The sequence below is a fragment of the Janthinobacterium sp. CG3 genome (assembly GCF_000344615.1).
Taxonomy (GTDB): Bacteria; Pseudomonadota; Gammaproteobacteria; order Burkholderiales; family Burkholderiaceae_D; genus Janthinobacterium.
Map to the genome: position 1 here is coordinate 3,707,875 of NZ_KB467824.1, position 21,868 is coordinate 3,729,742.

Annotated in this window: 23 protein-coding genes; 5 read left to right on the plus strand and 18 right to left on the minus strand. The window is 64.8% G+C overall.

What is annotated here, in order from left to right:
- The 12 genes from JANGC3_RS29480 to tyrS all read right to left on the minus strand — a co-directional run.
- Positions 1-614, minus strand: a 614-nt coding sequence (locus JANGC3_RS29480) for an IS110 family transposase (RefSeq protein ID WP_017877567.1), incomplete at its 3' end; no start/stop codon positions are given.
- An 82-nt stretch (positions 615-696) separates the two neighbouring features.
- A complete protein-coding gene (locus JANGC3_RS0116340; protein ID WP_026133073.1) occupies positions 697-1,167 on the minus strand; it encodes a YaiI/YqxD family protein in 471 nt (156 codons plus the stop codon).
- 20 nt (positions 1,168-1,187) lie between these two features.
- Positions 1,188-2,243: a Holliday junction branch migration DNA helicase RuvB gene (gene ruvB, locus JANGC3_RS0116345; protein ID WP_017877569.1), complete on the minus strand. Its 1,056-nt coding sequence runs from the start codon at positions 2,241-2,243 to the stop codon at positions 1,188-1,190.
- A 2-nt stretch (positions 2,244-2,245) separates the two neighbouring features.
- Positions 2,246-2,824 carry a Holliday junction branch migration protein RuvA gene (ruvA, locus tag JANGC3_RS0116350; RefSeq protein WP_026133074.1) on the minus strand — a complete coding sequence of 193 codons (579 nt, stop codon included), beginning with the start codon at positions 2,822-2,824 and terminating at the stop codon, positions 2,246-2,248.
- Positions 2,825-2,863: 39 nt separating this feature from the next.
- Positions 2,864-3,403, minus strand: coding sequence for a crossover junction endodeoxyribonuclease RuvC (gene ruvC / locus JANGC3_RS0116355; protein WP_026133075.1), 540 nt, complete (start codon positions 3,401-3,403; stop codon positions 2,864-2,866).
- A 141-nt stretch (positions 3,404-3,544) separates the two neighbouring features.
- Positions 3,545-5,122, minus strand: a complete 1,578-nt coding sequence (gene purH / locus JANGC3_RS0116360; RefSeq protein WP_017877572.1) for a bifunctional phosphoribosylaminoimidazolecarboxamide formyltransferase/IMP cyclohydrolase — start codon at positions 5,120-5,122, stop codon at positions 3,545-3,547.
- Positions 5,123-5,219: 97 nt separating this feature from the next.
- The gene (locus JANGC3_RS0116365; protein ID WP_017877573.1) at positions 5,220-5,453 is read right to left on the minus strand and encodes a helix-turn-helix domain-containing protein; all 234 of its coding nucleotides are present in this window, start codon (positions 5,451-5,453) and stop codon (positions 5,220-5,222) included.
- A gap of 136 nt (positions 5,454-5,589) precedes the next feature.
- Positions 5,590-6,609: a tRNA dihydrouridine synthase DusB gene (gene dusB / locus JANGC3_RS0116370; RefSeq protein ID WP_017877574.1), complete on the minus strand. Its 1,020-nt coding sequence runs from the start codon at positions 6,607-6,609 to the stop codon at positions 5,590-5,592.
- Between the two features lie 196 nt (positions 6,610-6,805).
- On the minus strand, positions 6,806-7,450 hold the full coding sequence (locus JANGC3_RS0116375; protein WP_017877575.1) for a histidine phosphatase family protein: 645 nt from the start codon (positions 7,448-7,450) through the stop codon (positions 6,806-6,808).
- A gap of 5 nt (positions 7,451-7,455) precedes the next feature.
- The gene (locus JANGC3_RS0116380) at positions 7,456-8,118 is read right to left on the minus strand and encodes a YbhB/YbcL family Raf kinase inhibitor-like protein (RefSeq protein ID WP_017877576.1); all 663 of its coding nucleotides are present in this window, start codon (positions 8,116-8,118) and stop codon (positions 7,456-7,458) included.
- A 74-nt stretch (positions 8,119-8,192) separates the two neighbouring features.
- Positions 8,193-8,651: a D-aminoacyl-tRNA deacylase gene (gene dtd, locus JANGC3_RS0116385; protein WP_017877577.1), complete on the minus strand. Its 459-nt coding sequence runs from the start codon at positions 8,649-8,651 to the stop codon at positions 8,193-8,195.
- The gene (gene tyrS, locus JANGC3_RS0116390) at positions 8,648-9,910 is read right to left on the minus strand and encodes a tyrosine--tRNA ligase (protein WP_017877578.1); all 1,263 of its coding nucleotides are present in this window, start codon (positions 9,908-9,910) and stop codon (positions 8,648-8,650) included. Before tyrS ends, dtd begins: the two co-directional genes overlap by 4 nt.
- A gap of 163 nt (positions 9,911-10,073) precedes the next feature.
- On the opposite strand from tyrS, the gene JANGC3_RS0116395 reads away from it, so the two are divergent.
- Both JANGC3_RS0116395 and JANGC3_RS0116400 read left to right on the plus strand, forming a co-directional pair.
- Complete coding sequence (locus JANGC3_RS0116395) at positions 10,074-11,447, plus strand: M23 family metallopeptidase (protein WP_026133076.1); 1,374 nt, start codon at positions 10,074-10,076, stop codon at positions 11,445-11,447.
- A gap of 161 nt (positions 11,448-11,608) precedes the next feature.
- Positions 11,609-12,706 carry an anhydro-N-acetylmuramic acid kinase gene (locus tag JANGC3_RS0116400; RefSeq protein ID WP_017877580.1) on the plus strand — a complete coding sequence of 366 codons (1,098 nt, stop codon included), beginning with the start codon at positions 11,609-11,611 and terminating at the stop codon, positions 12,704-12,706.
- A 132-nt stretch (positions 12,707-12,838) separates the two neighbouring features.
- On the opposite strand, the gene erpA is transcribed toward JANGC3_RS0116400, so the two are convergent.
- The 5 genes from erpA to rplM all read right to left on the minus strand — a co-directional run bounded on the left by erpA (position 12,839) and on the right by rplM (position 15,780).
- Positions 12,839-13,201, minus strand: coding sequence for an iron-sulfur cluster insertion protein ErpA (gene erpA / locus JANGC3_RS0116405; RefSeq protein WP_017877581.1), 363 nt, complete (start codon positions 13,199-13,201; stop codon positions 12,839-12,841).
- Positions 13,202-13,251: 50 nt separating this feature from the next.
- Positions 13,252-13,641, minus strand: a complete 390-nt coding sequence (locus JANGC3_RS0116410; RefSeq protein ID WP_026133077.1) for a bactofilin family protein — start codon at positions 13,639-13,641, stop codon at positions 13,252-13,254.
- Positions 13,642-13,732: 91 nt separating this feature from the next.
- Positions 13,733-14,782: an N-acetyl-gamma-glutamyl-phosphate reductase gene (argC, locus tag JANGC3_RS0116415; protein ID WP_017877583.1), complete on the minus strand. Its 1,050-nt coding sequence runs from the start codon at positions 14,780-14,782 to the stop codon at positions 13,733-13,735.
- Positions 14,783-14,949: 167 nt separating this feature from the next.
- Positions 14,950-15,342, minus strand: a complete 393-nt coding sequence (gene rpsI, locus JANGC3_RS0116420) for a 30S ribosomal protein S9 (RefSeq protein ID WP_017877584.1) — start codon at positions 15,340-15,342, stop codon at positions 14,950-14,952.
- 9 nt (positions 15,343-15,351) lie between these two features.
- Positions 15,352-15,780 (minus strand): 50S ribosomal protein L13, encoded by a 429-nt coding sequence (gene rplM, locus JANGC3_RS0116425; RefSeq protein WP_017877585.1) that lies wholly within the window; start codon positions 15,778-15,780, stop codon positions 15,352-15,354.
- A gap of 214 nt (positions 15,781-15,994) precedes the next feature.
- On the opposite strand from rplM, the gene JANGC3_RS0116430 reads away from it, so the two are divergent.
- Positions 15,995-16,417, plus strand: a complete 423-nt coding sequence (locus tag JANGC3_RS0116430) for an OsmC family protein (protein ID WP_017877586.1) — start codon at positions 15,995-15,997, stop codon at positions 16,415-16,417.
- 90 nt (positions 16,418-16,507) lie between these two features.
- Here JANGC3_RS0116430 and coq7 read toward each other — a convergent pair whose 3' ends face one another.
- Positions 16,508-17,152, minus strand: a complete 645-nt coding sequence (gene coq7 / locus JANGC3_RS0116435; protein ID WP_035787766.1) for a 2-polyprenyl-3-methyl-6-methoxy-1,4-benzoquinone monooxygenase — start codon at positions 17,150-17,152, stop codon at positions 16,508-16,510.
- Positions 17,153-17,378: 226 nt separating this feature from the next.
- On the opposite strand from coq7, the gene JANGC3_RS0116440 reads away from it, so the two are divergent.
- Positions 17,379-18,269 (plus strand): ABC transporter ATP-binding protein, encoded by an 891-nt coding sequence (locus JANGC3_RS0116440; protein WP_017877588.1) that lies wholly within the window; start codon positions 17,379-17,381, stop codon positions 18,267-18,269.
- A gap of 9 nt (positions 18,270-18,278) precedes the next feature.
- Positions 18,279-21,854 (plus strand): M1 family aminopeptidase, encoded by a 3,576-nt coding sequence (locus tag JANGC3_RS0116445; RefSeq protein WP_017877589.1) that lies wholly within the window; start codon positions 18,279-18,281, stop codon positions 21,852-21,854.
- Positions 21,855-21,868: the final 14 nt, after the last annotated feature.

The window sequence follows — 21,868 nt, forward strand, 5'->3', positions numbered from 1 at the left end:
TCGTAGCAACACAATTCCCGCTTGTTCAGCCGCGCCCCCACATCGCCGCCGACGCCATCCCAGCAGCCGACGGTGCGCAGCAGCTTGCGGATCCGGTCGCGGTGCTGCTGCGTTTCCTTTTGCAACTCGCCGCGGTCCCGTACCACGTGCCGCTGCGCCTCGGCCTCCACCGTCGGAACACGGATCACGTGCATCCGGTCGTACTCGCCACGCAACCAGCCCCGCAATGTCAGCACCAGCTTGATCGCGTCGAGCCGGTCGGTCTTGGCCCGCCGTTTGTGCCGCTCGACGGGAATGCTGGCAGGGTCGCAGATCACCACCTCGTAGCCCAGCTTCGAGAGGGCGCGTTCAATCCAGAAGCCATCCTGACCAGCCTCGTACAGCACGACGGTGCGTACCTCGGCGGCCAGGCCCCACTTTGCCTTGAACTTCTCAATCTCCTGCACCGTTTCGTTGAGGCGCCCCGCCGCTGTCTCGCCGGAAACCGTCTGAATCGCCGGCTTCTCTCTCTTTCCGTCGTGCAAGGCAATTTTCCAGCTCTTGCTCGACAACTCTAATGCCACTGCAAAAACTTCGACTTCAGGCGTAAAATCGTTGGCGCGGGTCGGTTGCATGATTTTCTCCTAAGTTGATTCTTCGAACCTTCACTTTAGGATTAATTTGCGTCTTTTGCCGACCCGCCTTCATTCATAGTATCTACGGTTTAAACGACTGTATATTTCGCGCGTGGCGGCGTAGGTGGCCGTCCAGTTGCTTGGCGAAGTTTTGCCGGTCGCCCTGGCTGAACGGCGCCGGGCCGCCGGTGTCGACGCCGCCGCCCCGCAACTCCTCCAGGAAGGCGCGCATCGTCAGTTGCTGGGCGATGTTGTCGACGGTGTAGAACTCGCCGCGCGGATTCAACGCAAAGCCGCCCTTCTCCAGCACGTCGGCCGCCAGCGGAATGTCGGCGGTGACGACCAGGTCGCCCGCCGCCAGCAGGCGCACGATTTCGCGGTCGGCCACGTCGGCGCCCGACGCCACCCGCACGGTGCGGATGAAGCGCGAGGCCGGCACCCGCAAGCCCTGGTTGGCGACCAGCGTCACCATCAGTTGCAGTCGCTCGGCAACGCGGTACAGGATGTCCTTGACGGCGACCGGGCAGGCGTCGGCGTCGACCCAGATCTGCATCGCCGCCTTGCCTTCCACCACTACAGGTTCCACAGTTCGCCGTTCGGGCCGGTGCGCGGCGCGCTGACGCCGAAGTGGGCGTAGGCGGCCGGCGTGGCGACGCGCCCGCGCGGGGTGCGCTGCAGGAAGCCCTGCTGGATCAGGTAGGGTTCGAGCACGTCTTCGATGGTGTCGGCCGCCTCGCCGATGGCCGCCGCCAGGTTGCCGATGCCGACCGGGCCGCCGCCGAATTTGAACAGCACCGCCTCCAGCAGCTTGCGGTCCATCACGTCGAAGCCGACCGTGTCGACGTCGAGCATGACCAGGGCCTTGTCGGCGACGTCCTTGGTGATGTCGCCGTTGCCCTTGACCTCGGCGTAGTCGCGCACGCGCCGCAGCAGGCGGTTGGCGATGCGCGGCGTGCCGCGGGCGCGCTGGGCGATTTCGCGCGCGCCGTCGGGGGCGATCGGCGCCTTCAGCAGCGCGGCGCTGCGCGTGACGATCTTGGTCAGCTCGTCGGCGTTGTAGAACTCCAGCCGGGCGACGATGCCGAAGCGGTCGCGCAGCGGGTTGGTCAGCATGCCGGCGCGGGTGGTGGCGCCGACCAGCGTAAACGGTTGCAGGTCGAGCTTGACCGAGCGCGCCGCCGGCCCCTCGCCGATCATGATGTCGATCTGGTAGTCTTCCAGCGCCGGGTAGAGGATCTCCTCGACCACCGGCGACAGGCGGTGGATCTCGTCGATGAACAGCACGTCGTTGGCTTCCAGGTTGGTCAGGATCGCCGCCAGGTCGCCCGGGCGCTCCAGCACCGGGCCGGAGGTCTGGCGCAGGTTGACGCCCATTTCGCGCGCGATGATGTGCGCCAGCGTGGTCTTGCCCAGGCCCGGCGGGCCGAACAGCAGGGTGTGGTCGAGCGCTTCCTTGCGCTGGCGCGCCGCCGTGATGAAAATTTCCAGCTGGCCGCGGATCTTTTCCTGGCCGACATACTCGTCGAGCTGCTTGGGCCGCAGCGCCCGCTCGATCGCCTCCTCGTTGGGCGAGGCGGGCGCGGCGTCGATGATGCGCTGCTCGCTGAAGTTATCGGTTTGAATGCTCATGGTTAGCCTTTGGACAGCGCTTTAAGCGCCAGTTTAATGCCGTCGGAGACGCCGCTGCCGGCCGGCACGCTCTTCAACGCCTGCACCGCCTCCTTGTCGGAGTAGCCCAGCGAGATCAGCGCGTTCAGAATGTCGGACTGCGAATCGGGCACCGCGCGGGCGCCGCCGGCGCCGATGTCGGCGCCCAGCTTGCCCTTGAGTTCCAGCAGCAGCCGCTCGGCGGTCTTCTTGCCGATGCCGGGCACCTTCACCAGGCGGCCCGACTCTTGCAGCGTGATGGCCTGGGCCAGGTCGGCGATGGTCATGCCCGACAGGATGGACAGCGCCATGCGCGCGCCGACGCCGGTGATCTTGATCAACTGGCGGAACACGGCGCGCTCCTCGGCGTTGCCGAAGCCAAACAGCAGGTGCGCGTCCTCGCGGATCGCCTGGTGCGTGAACAGCACGACTTTTTCGCCGACGTGCGGCAGGTTGTAAAACGTGCTCATCGGCACATCGACCTCGTAGCCGACGCCTTGGCAGTCGACCAGCAATTGCGGCGGATTTTTTTCAAGCAAAATACCGCAGAGACGACCTATCATCGTGTGACCTTGTTTGGGAATGCGGGTGGAATGGGTAGTTTAGCCGACCAGGCGGCCGCGCTTCATGCGCAAACCGGCCATGCCGGGCGCCAGCGCGCTGATCAGGGCCAAGGCGTCGTAGCTGTTGGCGTGGCAAATCGCCACGCCGAGCGCGTCGGCGGCGTCGCTGCCGGGTAGTCCGGGCAGCGTCAGCAGCCGCGACACCATCTGCTGCACCTGTTCCTTGGCCGCCTTGCCGTGGCCGACCACGGCCTGCTTGACTTGCAGCGCGGTGTATTCGGCCACGTCGAGGTCGGCGCCGACCAGCGCGCAGATGGCGGCGCCGCGCGCCTGCCCCAGCAGCAAGGTCGACTGCGGATTGACGTTGACGAAAACCTTCTCGATGGCGGCGCAGTCGGGCCGGTAAGTGGCGACGATTTCGGTAATGCCTTGCAGGATAATCTTCAGGCGCGGCGGCAACTCGCCCTCGGAAACGGTCTTGATGGTGCCGGACGCGATATAGCGCAACTTGTTGCCCTGCTTGTCGATGACGCCGAAACCGGTCGTGCGCAAGCCAGGGTCTATGCCTAGAATAATCATTGTCCGATTGTAACGCGGGGAGGCTGTTCTGGACGGCAAGGCCGTGGGTATTCGGGCGCCGGCGACGCAAAAAAAACCAAGGGCTGCTTGCCCTTGGTTTTGCTTTACGCTAGCGGCAATAAAACTATTGCCAGCCGATTATTAATGGCGGAAGTGGCGGGTGCCGGTGTACAGCATGACGACGCCGCGTTCGTTGGCCGCGTCGATCACTTCCTGGTCGCGCATCGAGCCGCCCGGTTGGATGACGCAGGTCGCGCCGGCGTCGACGACAACGTCGAGGCCGTCGCGGAACGGGAAGAAGGCGTCCGACGCCACCACCGAGCCGGCCAGCGCCAGGCCGGCGTTTTGCGCCTTGATCGCGGCGATGCGGGCCGAGTCGATGCGGCTCATCTGGCCGGCGCCCACGCCCAGGGTCATGTTATTGCCGCAGAACACGATCGCGTTCGACTTGACGAACTTGGCCACGCGCCAGGCGAACATCAGGTCTTGCAGTTGCTGCTGGGTAGGTTGCAGCTTGGTCACCACCTTCAGGTCGCCGATCGAGACGTTTTTGGCGTCCGGCGACTGCACCAGCAGGCCGCCGCCGACGCGTTTGAAGTCCATCGCGTTGACGCCCTTGCCCAGCGGAATTTCAAGCATGCGCACGTTTTGCTTGCTCGACAGGATCTGCTTGGCGTCGTTTGAAAACGACGGCGCGATCAACACTTCGACGAACAGCTTGGCGATCTGCTCGGCGGTGGCGCCGTCGAGTTCGGTGTTGAAGGCGATGATGCCGCCGAACGCCGAGGTCGGGTCGGTTTGCAGCGCGCGCGCGTACGCCTCGGCCGCGTTGGCGCCCAGCGCCACGCCGCACGGGTTGGCGTGCTTGACGATGACGCAGGCGGCGCTCTGGTCGAAGCCGCCCAGGCTCTTCACGCATTCCCACGCGGCGTCGGCGTCGGCGATGTTGTTGTACGACAGTTCCTTGCCCTGCAACTGGCGGTAGTTGCCCAGCGCGCCTTCGGTGGCGTGCAGGTCGCGGTAGAACGCCGCGCTCTGGTGCGGGTTCTCGCCGTAGCGCATGTCTTGCACTTTTTCAAACGCGACGTTCAAGGTTTCCGGGTAGGCGCCGCGGCTGCCGTGTTCCTTGGTCGGGCCCAGGCTGGTCAGGTAGTTGGTGATGGCGCCGTCGTACTGCGCGGTGTGGGCGTAGACCTTCTTGGCCAGCATGAACTTGGTGTCGTAGCCGACGACGCCGTCGGCCGCCTTGATTTCGGCCAGCACCGTGGCGTAGTCGACCGGGTCGCAGATGACGACGACGTCCTTGTGGTTTTTCGCCGCCGAGCGCAGCATGGCCGGGCCGCCGATGTCGATGTTTTCAATCGCGTCCTCCAGCGTGCACGTGTCTTTCGCCACCGTCGCCTGGAACGGGTACAGGTTGACCACCACCATGTCGATGGTCGCAATGCCGTGCTCGGCCAGCTTGGCCATGTGCTCCGGGAAATCGCGGCGCGCCAGGATGCCGCCGTGCACCGTCGGGTGCAGCGTCTTGACGCGGCCGTCCAGCATCTCGGGGAAGCCGGTGTAGTCGGCGACTTCCGTCACCGGCACGCCGTTGTCGGCGAACAGTTTGGCGGTGCCGCCGGTCGACAGGATGTTGACGCCGAGCGCGGACAGGGCGCGCGCGAAGTCGAGCACGCCGGTCTTGTCGGAAACGGAGATGAGGGCTTGTTTGATCATGGCAGTGGCTAGGTGGTTGAATGTTCGGTGGGACGGATGCGCGGCCACGCCGCCGCCCGCGCCACGGCGGCGCGGGAACCGGCGGCGGCTGCGCGCCTTACAGCAGGCCGTGCTCTTGCAGCTTCTTGCGCAAGGTGTTGCGGTTGATGCCGAGCATTTGCGCGGCGTGCGACTGGTTGCCGTCGGCGCGCGTCATGACGACCTCGAGGATAGGCTTTTCCACGGTCAGCACGACCATGTCGTAAATGTTCGACGCTTGCTGCTCGCCCAGGTCGTTGAAATACTCCTCAAGACTTTTCTGGACAACTTCCTGGATACTTTCTTTACTCATTTTACGTTTTACGATTCATTCGGCTAATTGATCTGTCATGACGCCGTCTTCGTGCCGCTCTAAAAACGCGTGACGGTAAGGCGTGTGCCCTTTGGTGCTGTGCTGCTGCGACGCTGCTACGTCCGGCCGCTACTCTTCATTCGCTTGCCAATGCGGCGTCGGCGAGGCGGTATTGTAACCGTTCGCCAAAACTCCATTGCGATTCGAAAAATTGGTCGACGGCAACTAACTGTGCCTCGGTGGACTCCAGCAAATTCATCTTCTGGCGGAACTCCTCGCCGCCGGGCAAGTCCCGCACATACCAGCCGATGTGCTTGCGCGCCGTGCGCACGCCCAGGAATTCGCCGTAAAACGCATAGTGGGCGCGCAAATGCTCGTCCATCAGCGCGCGCACCTCGTCCACGTACGGCGCCGGCAACAGGGTGCCGGTGCGCAGGAAATGCGCGATTTCGCGGCAAATCCACGGCCGGCCCTGCGCCGCCCGGCCGATCATGACGGCGTCGGCGCCGGTCTGGTCCAGCACCAGGCGGGCTTTCTGCGGCGTCGTGATGTCGCCGTTGGCCACCACCGGGATGCCGACCGCCGCCTTGACGGCGGCGATGGTCTCGTATTCGGCGTCGCCGCTGTAGCCGTCGGCGCGGGTGCGCCCGTGCAGCGTCAGCATGGCGATGCCGGCCTGCTCGGCGATGCGGGCGATGTTCAGGGCGTTCTTGTTGTCGCGGTTCCAGCCGGTGCGGAACTTCAGCGTCACCGGCACGTCGACGGCGTTGACCACCGCGTGCAGGATCTTCTCGACCAGGCTTTCGTTTTGCAGCAGGGCCGAACCGCACCAGCTGTTGCACACCTTTTTCACCGGGCAACCCATATTGATGTCGATGATCTGCGCGCCGCGGTCGACGTTGAACTTGGCGCAATCGGCCAGGTCCCGCGGGTCGGCGCCGGCGATCTGCACCGCCTTCGGCTCCATTTCGCCGTCGTGGTCGGTGCGCCGCGCGCTTTTCTCGGTGGCCCACAGGCGCGGATTCGACGCCGCCATTTCAGACACCGCGTAGCCGGCGCCCAACTGCTTGCACAACTGGCGGAACGGCCGGTCGGTCACCCCGGCCATCGGGGCGACGAAAACGTTGTTGCGCAGAATGTGTGGGCCGATTTGCACTGGCGAGACCTGAAATGGTTGGGGGAACCCACTATTTTAACCGAGGTTCTGCTCAAATAATAAGCACTATTTTTTATTGGACAAGCAATTTGCCCTATGCATCAGGGTGCATCAGGGGACAGACCACGATTTCCGGGAAATATTTCTTCGGAAATATTTCCCGGAAATCGTGGTCTGTCCCCGGTGAGCCGGCTACTCAGCCCAGCTCGTCGATGGCGCCCGCGCTCAGGTGTTCGACGTCGCCCCACTGCGTCAGCGTCAACTTGCCCGCGGCGAAGGCGAAGCGGTTGACGCTGGCGTTCTTGACCTGGAAGTCGCGCGGGCTGTCGAGCGACATGCCGACCGCCGCGCGGTAGGCGCACTCCAGCACGCCGCCGTGCGCCACCACGGCAATGGTCTGGCCCGGGTAGCGCGCGGCCCAGCGCTCGACGCCGTCGACCGCGCGCCGGTAAAACTGGCGGAAGCTTTCCGCCACCCGCTCGCCGGCCGGCATCACCGCGTCGATATGGCGCGCCTGCCATTCGGCGTACTCAAGCGGATAGCGTTCGGCGATGTCGGCGTACAGCATGCCTTCGAAGGCGCCGTAGCAGCGTTCCCGCAGCAGGCAATCGGCTTGCAGCGCCAGGCCGTGCTGGCCGGCCACCGCCGCCGCGGTCTGGCGCGCCCGCCGCAGGTCGCTCGATACCACCGCCGCCAGCGGCGCGCCGGCCAGCGCCTCGCCCAGCGCCTCGGCCTGGCGCATGCCCTCGTCGTTGAGGTCGATGTCGGTGTGTCCCTGCAGGCGGCGCGCCGCGTTCCACGCCGTTTCGCCGTGGCGTATCAATAAAATCGTGGTGCTCATGCAGTCTATGTTTTCAAGGTAAGGGCCAGCTCGGGATTGAGCGAGTAGGCGCCGATCAGTTGCGCCTCGTCGAGGATGTGGCCGTGGATCGCCGCGCGCGCCTGCGCCCCGGTAAAGCGCGGCGCCAGCGCCAGGCGCGCGACGTCGAGCGCGTACAGGCGGAAAATGTAGTGGTGGATGCGCTCGTCGTTCCATGGCGGACAGGGGCCATCATAACCGTAATAGTCGCCGGCCATCGCCGGGTCGCCGGCGAACCAGTCGCTGAAGTCGTTGACGCCCTCGCGCCACGGCCGGCCAGCGCCGTCGGCGGCCGCCGCCACGGCCCGGCCCGGTTTGCCGCGCAGCGTCACCTGCGCCGAAAACGCGCCGGCCGCCAGCGTGCGCAGCGCCGCCGGCAGGTCGATCACGGTCCAGTGGAAAAAATCGCCGCGCGGCAATTGTTCAGCCAGCGTCAAGCCTTCGCGGTTGACGCCGCCGGCGTCGAGCGGCGCGTCGACGTCAAAGCAGAACAGGGCCAGCGATTCGGTGCCGCTGGGCACCTCGTCCCAGGCCAGGTGCGGGTTGCGGTTGCCCGCCAGGCGCACCCGGGCGTCCGGGTCGATCGCCGCGAAAGCGTGATCGGCGGGGATGAGGCCGCAATCCCGAAACGAATCGCTCCACAGTTTCATTTGGCACCCCGTTCTTTATCAATATTTTTGCGGATACCGCGCCGCATTCGTTTGAGCGCACGCAAGGAACGGCGTTACTTCGCAGCCGCGTTGGGGTGTATTTGCAGCCACAACGTCACCGGGCCGTCGTTGGTCAGCGACACCTTCATGTCGGCGCCGAAGCGGCCGGTCTCGACCACGGGGTGGCGGTGGCGCGCCTGGCGCACGAAATAATCGAACAGGCGCAGGCCGTCCCGCGGGCTGGCGGCCGGCGTGAACGAGGGCCGCGTACCGGACTTGGTATCGGCCGCCAGCGTGAACTGCGGCACCAGCAGCAAGCCGCCGCCGACGTCGGTGACGCTGCGGTTCATCTTGCCGGCGTCGTCGCCGAAGACGCGGTAGCCCAGCAGCTTGGCCAGCAGCAAATCGGCCTCGCGCTCGCTGTCGCCGCGCTCGGCGCACAGCAATACCATCAGGCCGGCGGCGATGGCGCCGATGCTGGCGCCGTCGACCGCCACGCTGGCCTGGCTGACGCGCTGCAACAGCGCGATCATGCGCTCAGGGTAACGCGGGCGAACTTGCGCTTGCCCACTTGCAGCACGAAGGTGCCGGCGTCGAGCTTCAATGCCTTGTCGCCGACGACGGCGCCGTCGATGCGCACGCCGCCCTGCTCGATCATGCGCATCGCCTCGGACGTCGACGGGCACAGGCCGGCCTGCTTGAGCAGTTGCGGCAAGCCCTGCGGCGCGCCGCCCAGGCTCACCTCGGCGACGTCGTCCGGGATGCCGCCCTTGGAGCGGTTGACGAAGTCGGCCAGCGCGTCGTCGGCCGCCTGCTTCGAGTGGAAGCGTGCGACGATTTCCTGCGCCAGCGCCACCTTGGCGTCGCGCGGGTTGCGGCCGCCCTCGACTTCGGCCTTCAGCTGCGCCAGCTCGGCGATCGAGCGGAACGACAGCAGCTCGTAGTAGCGCCACATCATGACGTCGGAAATGCTCATCAGCTTGGCGAACATGGTGTTGCCCGGCTCGGTGATGCCAATGTAGTTGTTCTTCGACTTCGACATCTTGTCGACGCCGTCGAGGCCTTCCAGCAGCGGCATCGTCAGGATGCACTGCTGTTCCTGGCCGTATTGCTTTTGCAGCTCGCGCCCGACCAGCAGGTTGAACTTCTGGTCGGTGCCGCCCAGCTCCAGGTCCGACTTCAGCGCCACCGAGTCGTAGCCCTGCATCAGCGGGTAGAGGAATTCGTGGATCGAAATCGGCACGCCGTCCTTGAAGCGCTTGGTGAAGTCGTCGCGCTCGATCATGCGCGCCACCGTGTAGCTCGACGCCAGCTGGATCATGCCGCGCGCGCCGAGCGGATCGCACCACTCGGAGTTGTAGCGGATTTCGGTGCGGGCCGGGTCGAGCACCAGCGACGCCTGGGCGAAGTAGGTCATGGCGTTGACCTCGATCTGCTCCTTGGTCAGCGGCGGACGCGTGATGTTGCGCCCGGACGGGTCGCCGATCATCGAGGTGAAGTCGCCGATCAGGAAAATCACCTGGTGGCCGAGGTCTTGCAGCTGGCGCATCTTGTTGAGCACCACGGTGTGGCCCAGATGCAAGTCCGGCGCGGTCGGGTCCAGGCCCAGTTTAATCCGCAACGGCACCCCGCTCGATTCGGAGCGGGCTAATTTTTGCGCAAATTCGGTTTCGATCAATAGTTCGTCGACGCCCCGCTTGGTAATCGCGAGGGCTTCTTGTACCCTGTCCGACAGCGGCAGTGCGGTTGCGGCGGGGGCGGCCTTTTTAGGCGATGCGGAGGTGTTGTCCATATATATGTTCTTTTGCGAAATGCCGCGAAAAATCGCGAAATGGTGGTAGGTTTCCGGAGTTTGCTATAATGCCCGATCCCATCAATCTTGCCGAATGAAACGAACCAAAATAACAACAACAATATAGAGAGCTTCGTTCAAGCCGCAAATTCTAACTGATTGCATGAACCCAACCAAATCCAAAACGAGCTCACACTTGTACACACTGCTAGCTTCGTCGCGCAAAGCGCGTATCCTCAGCGCCTCGGCGCTGTTGCTGACGGTGTTCGCATTCGGTGCGGCCGGCGTCGCGCCTCTGGCGCCGGACGCCTCGGACCTGCCGGTGAAGTCGATCGCCCAAGACCTGGAAATGCCGAACCTGAGCGCGCAGATCACCGCGCTCGCTCAAGACGACCACGACCAGAAATTCGTCCACGAAGAGAAAGTCCGCGCCGGCGACACCCTTGCCGCCTTGCTGACCCGACTCGGCGTGGACGATGCGGCGGCCACCAATTTCATCAAGACCGACAAGATCGCGCGCGGTGTCATGTTGCTCAAAGCCGGTAAACGGGTGCAGGCGCAGACCACCGAAGACGGCCAGTTGCAATGGCTGCGCGCGACCCTGGTCGACGCCAAGGAAAGCGACGTCAAGAACATCATGATCAACCGCAAGGGCGACTCCTTCGTGGCCACGGAAGTGGCGGCGCAGCTGGAGCGGCGGGTGGAAATGCACGCGCGCCAGATCACCTCGACGCTGTTCGCGGCGACCGATTCAAGCCTGGACGGCACCCGCCTGCCGGACTCGATCTCGGCGCAGATCGTCGAGATGTTCTCGACCAACATCGATTTCCGTTCCGACCTGAAGCGCGGCGACAGTTTCAACGTGGTGTATGAAACCTTCTGGCAAGACGGCGAAATGGTCCGGGCGGGCCGCATCCTGGCCGGCGAATTCACCAACCGCGGCACCACGTTCCAATCGGTCTGGTTCGAAGAACCGGCCAGCAAGCAAGGCGGCGGTTACTACAGCTTCGACGGCAAATCGCTCAAAAAAGGCTTCCTCAAATCCCCCCTTGAATTTTCCCGTATCTCGTCCGGCTTCTCCATGCGCGTGCACCCGATTTCAGGCAACTGGAAACAGCACAAGGGCGTCGATTTCGCCGCCGCCGCCGGCACCCCGATCCGCGCCTCGGGCGACGGCGTGGTCGATTCGGTGGGCGTCCAGAATGGTTACGGCAACATGGTGGTGCTGCAGCACTGGGCCAACTATTCGACCGCCTACGCCCACATGAGCGCCTTCGCGCCGGGCTTGAAAAAAGGCATGAAAGTCAACCAGGGCGACGTCATCGGCTACGTCGGCAGCACCGGTTGGTCGACCGGCGCCCACCTGCACTACGAGTTCCGCGTCAACAAGCAAGCGGCCGACCCGATGTCGGTCAACGTGCTGGCGCAGGCGCCACTGACGTCCGCCGAACTGAGCCGCTTCCGCATGGTGTCGGCCGACATGATGCACCGCTTCACGCTGCTGCGCCCGAACGGCACGGCCCTGGCGTCGCGCTGATGCATTCCGCCGCCCGCGTCGAACGACGCGCGGCGGCCCCCCCCCTCCCCCTGCATTTTTTCTTCCCGCCGCAGCCAGCCGCCGCCGCGTTCGACGCGCCGCGCCCGCACTCAGGCAAAATGGCGCCATCGAACAATTTTTGAACTAGCGAGGACAAACACATGACTCTCTACATCGGTCTGATGTCCGGCACCAGCCTGGACGGCGTTGACGGCGCCCTGGTCGACTTTGGCGGCGCCGCGCCGCGCACGCTGGCGGCCGCCTACATCGCCTTTCCGGCCGAGCTGCGCGCCGACCTGATGGCCCTGCAAAGCGCCGGCCACAACGAAATCGAACGCGAGGCGCTGGCCGCCAACCGGATCGCGGCGCGCTACGCCGATTGCGCGGCGGCGCTGCTGGCCGAGGCCGGCGTCGGCGCCGGCGCCGTCCGCGCCGTCGGCGCGCACGGCCAGACCATCCGCCACCGCCCGGAACTGGGCTTCACGCGCCAGACCAACAACCCCGCGCTGCTGGCCGAACTGTGCGGCATCGACGTCGTCGCCGACTTCCGCAGCCGCGACGTCGCCGCCGGCGGCCAGGGCGCGCCGCTGGTGCCGGCCTTCCACCGGGCGCAGTTCGGCCAGCCGGGCCAGGCCCGGGTGGTCGCCAACATCGGCGGCATCAGCAACATCAGCGTGCTCGGCGCCGACGGCGGCGTCAGCGGTTTCGACACCGGCCCCGGCAACGCCTTGATGGACGCGTGGATCGGCCACCACCTGGGCCGCGACTACGACGCCGACGGCGCCTGGGCGGCCAGCGGCAAGGACATCCCGGCGCTACTGGCGAGCATGCTGGCCGAGCCCTACTTCGCGCTGCCGGCGCCCAAAAGCACCGGGCGCGACCTGTTCAACGCCGACTGGCTCGCCGCCAAGCTGGCGCCGTTCGCCGGCGCGGCGCCGGCCGACGTCCAGTTCACACTGACCAGGCTGACCGCGCTGACGCTGGCGCAGGCGATACGCCAACACGGCGCCCAAGCCGACGCCGTGTATGTCTGCGGTGGCGGGGCGTACAACGGCACGCTGCTGCGCGAATTGGCGGCGGCGCTGGACGGACAGGCAACGGTGCAATCGACCGACGTGTTGGGCGTGCCGCCGAACCACGTCGAAGCGCTGGCGTTCGCCTGGCTGGCCTACCGCTTCACACAACGCGCGGCGGGCAACCTGGCGGCGGTAACCGGAGCGCAAGGCGGCCGCGTGCTGGGCGCCCTGTATCCACGCTAGAGAATTGGCCGGGGGTTCGGACGGAACGGCCGCCGCGAACCGCTCGGCTTACGCCACGCACGAAACCGCGGACGAACGAAAGCGGCGGAACGACCGAAGTCGTCCGCCGCAACGGGCCTTACCGGCGAAGGCTTACACCGAGAACGAGGAGCCGCAACCGCAGGTCGACGACGCGGTTGGGTTCTTGATGACGAACTGCGCGCCCTCAAGGTCATCCTTGTAGTCGATTTCGGCGCCGACGAGGTACTGGTAGCTCATCGAATCGATCAGCAACTGCACACCGTTTTTCACCATCGTGGTGTCGTCTTCGTTGACGATTTCGTCAAACGTGAAGCCGTACTGGAAGCCGGAGCAACCGCCGCCTTGCACGAAAACGCGCAGCTTCAAGTCGGGATTGCCTTCTTCCTCGATCAACTGCGCGACCTTTTCGGCGGCGCTGTCGGTGAAGATAATAGGCGAAGGGATTACATCTAGCGATTCGGCGACGGCATTCATTTCATACTCCTACTTGAAAACATTGATTCATTATAGACCTTTAGCGCAGCTCACGCTTCAGACGCCGCCAAATGCAACACTTTGTCGACGCCGTCATGGTGGACCAGTTGCCCCGAGACCAGCGCGCCGCCGTGCATTTCCAACACTTTGTAATGGACTTCCCCGTAGATGCGGGCTTTCGGCTGAACTTCAAGCAATTCCGACGCGTGCACCGGGCCGTTGATCGCGCCATTCACCACCAGATGGTCGCAGCGCACCTCGCCGTCTATCCTGCCATGCTCGCCGACCACCACAAAACTGTGCTGGCCGACTTCGGCGGTGACGTTGCCGCGCACCTGGCCGTCGATCCGCAGGCCACCCTTGAACAGCACATCGCCGTCGATCCGGGTCGCTGCGCCGATCAGGCTATCCATCGCGTTTCTCGGGTTACGGGCGAACATCGCAGAAGTCCTCAGGCAAACACTACCGGTCGGTGGACCTAAGCAACTAATTTACCCCGGCGTAGCCGCAGCGCCTTGATCTGGGTCGCCGTTACGGCATCAACGCGATATGCGCCAGCCCCATGCTCTCGTCCAGGCCGAACATCAGGTTCATGCACTGCACCGCCTGGCCGGACGCGCCCTTGACCAGATTGTCCTGCACCACCAGCACGATGACGGTATTGCCGGGCGCGCCGTCGACTTGCGGACGGTGCAGCGCCAGGCGCAACATGTTCGAGCCGCGCGTCGAGCGGGTTTCCGGATGCGCGCCGAACGGCATTACGTCAACGAACGGCGCGTCGCGGTACGCGGCTTCGAACAGCGCCTGCAATTCGGCGTTGCCGACGTCCTTGCTCAGGCGCGCGTACAAGGTCGAATGCATGCCGCGGATCATCGGCACCAGATGCGGCGTGAAGATCAGGCCGACTTTCTGGTCGGTGAAGCGCTGCAACTGCGCGGTGGTTTCTGGCAAATGGCGGTGGCCGGACACGCTATAAGCCTTGAAATTGTCGCTGGACTCGGAGAACAGGATGCCGATCTCGGCCTTGCGGCCGGCGCCGGAGACGCCCGACTTGCAGTCGGCGATCAGGCTGGAGGCGTCGATCAGGCCGGCCTTCAGCAGGGGCGTATAGCCCAGTTGCATCGTGGTCGGGTAGCAACCCGGATTGGCGACCAGCGAGGCGCCCTTGATGTCGTCGCGGTTCAGCTCTGGCAAGCCGTACACGGCCTGCTCGATCAGCTCGGGCGCGGTGTGGGGGATGTTGTACCATTGCTCGAAGACGGCCTGGTCCTTCAAGCGGAAATCCGCCGCCAAGTCGATCACTTTCACGCCGGCGGCCAGCAGGGCCGGCGCCTGCGCCATCGCGACGCCGTGCGGCGTGGCGAAAAACACCACGTCGCACTCGCTCAGGTTGGCCTTGTCGGGCGACGAGAAGGCCAGGTCGACGCGGCCGCGCAAGGATGGATACATGTCGGCAACGGGCAAGCCATCTTCCTTGCGCGACGTGATCGCCGTCAGCTGGACCTGTGGATGGACCGCCAACAGGCGCAGCAACTCCACTCCGGTGTATCCAGTGCCGCCAACGATGCCAACTTTGATCATGTTTATTCCTTGCAAATGAGGTGTGAAGAGTAAAGTGAGAAATAGGAGCGTTATTTTAACAGGGCTAGCGAATGCGGGCGCGCCGGCGCCAAACGCAAAAAAGCCGCCAGACAGGGGTCGGCGGCTTTTTGAACAACACGCAGAGACTGCGTGCCGTAGCGGGCGAATTAACGCTTCGAGAATTGCTTTGCGCGACGTGCTTTGCGCAGACCAACTTTTTTACGCTCAACTTCACGAGCATCGCGAGTAACGAAACCGGCTTTAGCCAGGTCTGGTTTCAGGGCTGCGTCGTAGTCGATCAGCGCGCGGGTGATACCGTGACGCACTGCACCAGCTTGGCCGGACTCGCCGCCGCCGTGAACGTTGACCTTGATGTCGAAACGCTCGACATTGCCGGTCAGTTCCAGAGGTTGACGGATGACCATCAGACCTGTTTCGCGCGAAAAGTATTCGTTCGCTGGCTTGCCGTTAACGACGATCAAGCCTGTGCCGACTTTGATAAAAACGCGAGCCACTGCACTCTTGCGACGGCCGGTTCCATAATTGTAATTACCGATCATGTCAGTTCCTTAGAGAACAAGTGCTTTAGGTTGCTGAGCAGCGTGCGGATGGGTTGCTTCCGCGTACACTTTCAGCTTTTTGATCATCGCGTAGCCGAGCGGGCCTTTAGGCAACATGCCCTTGACCGCTTTTTCCAGCGCGCGACCCGGAAAACGCTGTTGCATTTTCTGGAAATTGGTTTCGTAGATGCCGCCTGGATAACCAGAGTGACGGTAGTAAATTTTCTCAGTGGCTTTGGTACCGGTCACACGCAGTTTGCCTGCGTTGATGACGACGATGAAGTCGCCGGTATCGACGTGAGGAGTAAATTCTGGTTTGTGTTTGCCGCGCAGTCGGAGTGCCACTTCGCTGGCAACACGTCCGAGGACTTTGTCCGTCGCGTCAATCACGAACCAATCGCGCTGGACTTCATGTCCTTTAGCGGAAAATGTTTTCATGTTGACTTCCTAAAAGATTACACGCTCAAATGGTGGTTCCGCCAACATCAACTTCTTGCGGACTCTGCCTTATCTACTTTTCCTGAGCGAACGGAAAGCCGACAAGTATAAGCGATCTCGCCCGTCCGCGTCAACCACCACCTTCGGGGGTGCGGCGGCACGCCGTTTGCGTTCCTCCCTTACAATATAGGGCGCTTATTTATCGGAGAGAACCATGGAATGCAAAGTTAGCTGGAACGGCCCGTCGGGCATGAGTTTTTTGGCACAAACCGGCTCCGGTCATCTGGTGACGATGGATGGCGCGCCCGACGGCGGCGGCCATAATCTGGCGCCGCGGCCGATGGAAATGGTGTTGCTCGGCACCGGCGGTTGCACCGCCTATGACGTGGTGCTGATCCTCAAGCGCGGGCGCGAGGACGTGCGCGGCTGCGAGGTGACGCTGAAGGCCGAACGCGCCGAGACCGAGCCGAAGGTGTTTACCAAGATTCATTTCCATTTCACCGTCACCGGCAAGAATTTGAAGCCGGGCGGCGTCGAACGCGCGGTCGCGCTGTCGCATGATAAGTATTGCTCTGCGTCCATCATGCTGGCGAAAACCGCCGAGATGACGCATTCGTTTGAGATTGTCGAAGGCTAAACGCCACGTTAGCGTGGCGTAGGCCGGACGCGGGGGCCGCCGAGGCGGGCGCCCTGCCGGGCTAACCCGACCCACACAATCCCGCCGTCGCTAGAGGTAGTACGCGGTCTTTGTCATCACTTTGCCCATCAGCGCCATCAGCGCCTTGACCGGCGCCGGCACCTGCGCCGCGCCCAGCGCCTCGGCCTTGGCGCCGTGCTCGATTTCGTCGACGCGCATTTGTTCGACGATGGCGCGCGATTTGGCGTCCTGCGCCGGCAATTTCTCCAGGTGGCTGGCCAGGTGCTGTTCAACCTGGCGCTCGGTTTCGACGACGAAGCCGAGGCTGCGCGCGTCGCCCAGCCGCGCCGCCACGGTGCCGAGCGCGTAGGCGCCGGCGTACCAGAGCGGATTGAGCAGGCTGGGCTGCGATCCCAGCTCGGCCAGCCGCTGCGCCGTCCAGGCCAGGTGGTCTTCCTCGTCCCTGCCCGCCTGCGCGAACTGCGCGCGCATGGCGTCGCTGCCGGCGTGCCGCGCCTGCGAGTTGTACAGCGCCTGCGCGCACACTTCGCCGACGTGGTTTACACGCATCAGGCCGGCGGCGTGGCGCTGCTCGGCCTGGTCCAGCGCCGCGTCCGGCGCGTGCACCGCCGGGGTCGGCCGCGACGCCGAGGCGACGCCGGCGATGACGCGCAGCGCCCTGTCGGCGCCGATAATCAAACGATCCAAGGGGTGGTGGTACTGGTTCGCTGCCATGGCATGTGTCTGTTTTGGTGTGAAAAGCTGATTATAGGGCATCGCGGCGCCCCCGCCGCCGGCCAACGGCGCGCGCCCGGCGGCCGCGTTCGCGCACTCTGGGCGGCCGAATACGCCGAATATCGCACGGACACGCCCGCCATGGCCCCAATTGAATACAATGCCACCATAATAGAGGCCAGGATGGCGCTGGCGCCGGCGCCGGCACGCATAAGTGAGGAATGGCATGCAATTACAGATCCGCAACCTGTCTAAGACTTACAGCAACGGCGTCGTGGCGCTCGACAATATTTCGCTGACGATACCCAGCGGCATGTTCGGCCTGCTCGGCCCGAACGGCGCCGGCAAGTCGACGCTGATCCGCACCCTGGCCACGCTGCAGGAGTGCGACGCCGGCTCGGTGTTTTTCGGCGAGCTTGACGTGCTCGACGACAAGGACGAGATCCGCCGCCTGCTCGGCTACCTGCCGCAGGACTTCGGCCTGTATCCGAAGGTGACGGCCTACGAGCTGCTCGACCACTTCGCCGTGCTCAAGGGCCTGTCGAACCGGGCGCGGCGGCGCGAGGTCGTCGACGCCCTGCTGCAGCAAACCAATCTGTTCGACGTGCGCCACCAGCGCCTGGGCGGTTTTTCCGGCGGCATGCGCCAGCGCTTCGGCATCGCCCAGGCGCTGCTGGGCGACCCGCAACTGATCATCGTCGACGAACCCACCGCCGGCCTCGACCCGCAGGAGCGGGTGCGCTTCCACAACCTGCTCTCCGACATCGGCGACGACAAGACCGTGCTGCTGTCGACCCACATCGTCAGCGACGTCGCCGACCTGTGCGCCAACATGGCCATCATCAACAAGGGCCACCTGCTGCTGTGCGGCCAGACCCAGCAACTCATCGACGACGTCAGCTGCAAAATCTGGGCGCGCTTCGTCGACAAGAAGGAGCTGGCCAGCTTCCAGCAGCGCCACGCCGTCATCTCGACGCGGCTGCTGTCGGGCCGCACCCTGATCCACGTCTACAGCGACGACGACCCGGGCGACGGCTTCGAGGAGGCCATCGGCGACCTCGAAGACGTCTACTTCGCCACCATTGCCGGGCGCCACCGCGCCGCGGCCAATTGCTAAGGGCCGCGCATGCTTGCGATCGCCCTGTTCGAAGCGCGCCAGCGGCTGACGCGGCTGTCGACCTGGTTTTATTTCGTCGTCTTCCTGCTGCTGGCGGTGCTGTGGATGGCCGCCGCCGGCGGCGTCTTCAAGGAAGCCTACGTCAGCTTCGGCAGCAAGGTCGCGCTCAACTCCTCGCGCAGCATCGCCCTCACCTGCAGCTTCCTCGGCTGCTTCGGCGTGGTGGTGGTGGCGGCCATGATGGGCCGCTCGGTGCAGGAGGACGTCGAGTACGACATGCAGCACTTCTTCTTCAGCGCGCCGATCAAGAAGCGCCAGTACATCTTCGGCCGCTTCCTCGGCGCCTACCTGGTGCTGGCGGTGGTGTTCTCCAGCATCGTGCTGGGCGCCTGGCTGGGCACCTACGTGCCCGGCATCGAACCCGACCGGCTGGGGCCGCAGCGCCTGGCCGCCTACCTGATCCCCTACGCCTTCACGCTGCTGCCGAACCTGTTCATTTTCGGCGCCATCTTCTTTATCCTGGCGGCGCTGACGCGGCGCATGCTGCCGGTGTATATCAGCAGCGTCGTGATGCTGATCGGCTACCTGGTGGCGCCGTCGCTGGCGCGCGACCTCGACTACAAGACGCTGGCCGCGCTGATCGACCCGTTCGGCACCACCGCGGTGATCCGCCTGACCGAGTATTGGCCGGTGGCCGAGCGCAACCTGCGCCTGGTGCTGCCGGAGGGCGTCTACCTGAGCAACCGCCTGCTCTGGTCCTCGTTCGCGCTGGCCGCGCTGATGCTGGGCTACCGGCGCTTCCAGTTCAGCGCCACCTTCGACGCCGGCCACGGCCCGCGCGTCGCCGCCGAGCCGGCGCCGGGCCCGACGGCGACGCCGGCGCGCACCCGGGAGCCGCCCGATTTCCAGCAGCGCAAGCTGGCCCCGCTGCTGCTGCAACTGAGCTGGCTGAACCTGCGCGAAACCGTCAAGAACATCTACTTCGCCGTCATCGTGCTGGCCGGCGTGCTGGCCATGTACGCCAACGCGCTCGACATGGACGCCATCTGCGGCGCCAGCAGCTATCCGGTGACGGAACGGGTGCTGGAAGTGGTCAGCGGCGCCTTCGCCCTGTTCATGCTGGTCATCACCACCTTCTACGCCGGCGAGCTGGTCTGGCGCGAGCGCGAAAGCCGCATCGCCCAGATGTTCGACGCGCTGCCCGTCCCCAGCTGGCTGGCGCTGCTGTCGAAACTGTTCGCGCTGATCGCCGTGCAGGCGCTGCTGCTGGTCGCCGTGATGCTCTGCGGCATGTCGATCCAGATCGCCAACGGCTACTTCCTGCTCGACCCCGGCCTCTATCTACAGCAACTGTTTTTGGTGCAACTGCCCGGCTACGCGCTGGTGGCGGTGCTGGCGATCGCCCTGCAGAGTATCATCAACCACAAATTCGTCGCCTTCTTCGCGATGATCCTGTACTACGCCGCCACCCTCACCTTCGGCACGCTCGGCCTGGGCGACCCGCTGATCCTGTATGCCAGCACGCCCGGCTACGTCTACTCGGCCATGAACGGCGACGGCCACTTCCTGCTGCGCGAGCGCTGGTATCAGTTGTACTGGTCCGGCGCGGCGTTGGTGCTGAGCGTGCTGGCCCTGGTGTTTTGGCCGCGCGGCGCCGACGCCGACTGGCGCATCCGCCTGCAACTGGCGCGCCACGCGCTGACCGGGCCGGTGCTGCGCGCGCTCGGCCTGGGCCTGGCCGTCTTCGTCGGCACCGGCGCGCTGCTGTACTACAGCCAGCACGTGCTCAACGACGTCAAGTCGGCGTACCAGCGCGACGCCGACCACGCCAGCTACGAGCGGCAGTACCAGCGCTTCGCCGCGGCGGCGCAGCCGCGCATCACCGCCGTCAAGCTGGAGCTCGACATGTTGCCGGAACAGCGCACCCTGTTCGCCAAGGGCCGCTACCAGTTGCACAACAAGAGCGGCGTGCCGATCAGCGACGTCTTCATCCAGCAAGACACCGGAGCGGCCATCCGCGCGCTGCGCTTCGACACGCCGGTGCACACCGGCCTGAGCGACAAGCGCCTGGGATTTTACAGCTTCAAGCTGCTCAAGCCGCTGGCGCCGGGCGCCACGCTGGCGCTTGAATTCGACCTTGAATTCGCCCCGCGCGGCGCGCTCGGCCTGGGCCAGGACACGCCGGTGGTCGGCAACGGCAGCTTCGTCAGCAACGCCGTGCTGCCGCACATCGGCTACCAGCGCCGGCTCGAACTGCGCGACCCGCGCGACCGCAAGCGCCACGGCCTGCCGGCGCAGGAGCGCGCGCTGGCGCGCAACGATCCGCGCGGCCTGGCCGACAACACCCTGGCCAGCGACGCCGACTGGATCAGCTTCGAGGCCACCGTCAGCACCAGCCCGGACCAGATCGCCATCGCCCCGGGCACGCTGGAAAACGAGTGGATCGACAAGGGCCGCCACTACTACCACTACAAGATGGACCAGCCTATCCTCAACTTCTACGCCTTCCAGTCGGGCCGCTACGCGGTGCGCCACGAGCGCTGGCAGGACGTCGCCATCGACGTCTACCACCACCCCGGCCACGAATACAACCTCGAGCGCATCACCGGCGGCGTGCGCGACGCGCTGGAGTACTACAGCAAGCACTTCGGCCCCTACCAGCACAAGCAGGTGCGCGTGGTCGAGCTCCCGCGCTACGCCAAATTGGCGCAGTCCTTCCCCGCCACCATCGCGCTCTCGGAGGGGCTGGGTTTTATTGCCAAGGTCGACGACAACAACCCGAAGGACATCGATTACCCGTACTACGTGACGGCGCACGAGCTCGCGCACCAGTGGTGGGGCCACCAGCTGGTGGCCGGCAACACGCGCGGCGCCAGCGTGCTCAGCGAAACGCTGGCCGAGTATTCGGCGCTGATGGTCATGCAGAAAAGCTTCGGCCCGCACAAGATGCGGCGCTTCCTGCGTTACGACCTGCACCAGTATTTGATGGGGCGCGCCGAGGAAAACAAGAAGGAGCTGCCGCTGGCCGAGAACGAAGACCAGAACTACATCCACTACCACAAGGGCAGCCTGGCGCTGTACCTGCTGCAGGACATCGTCGGCGAAGACAAGGTCAACGGCGCGCTGCGCACCCTGCTGGCGCGCCACGCGCTGGCCGGGCCGCCGTATCCGAGCGTGACGACGCTGATTGAGGCGTTGCGCCGGGTGACGCCGCCGGCGCAGGCCTACCTGATCGACGACCTGTTCGAGTCCATCGTGCTGTACGAGAACCACGCGCTGGCGGCGAGCGCGCGCAAGCGTGCCGACGGCAAGTACGAGGTGACGCTGAAGGTGCACGCGACCAAGGTGCGGGCCGGTGAACTGGGCGAGGAACGAGACGCGCCGCTGAAGGACCTGGTCGACATCGGCGTTGACGACAAGGACGGCAACAGCCTGCTGCGCGAACGCAAACTGATCGCGCAAAAGGAGAGCACGTACACGCTCGTGGTGAGCGGCAAACCGGCCAGGGCCGGCATCGATCCGGACAACAAACTCATCGACCGCAAGCCGGACGACAACATGATCGGCGTCGAGTTCAAGCAGTAGCTTGAAAACAACGG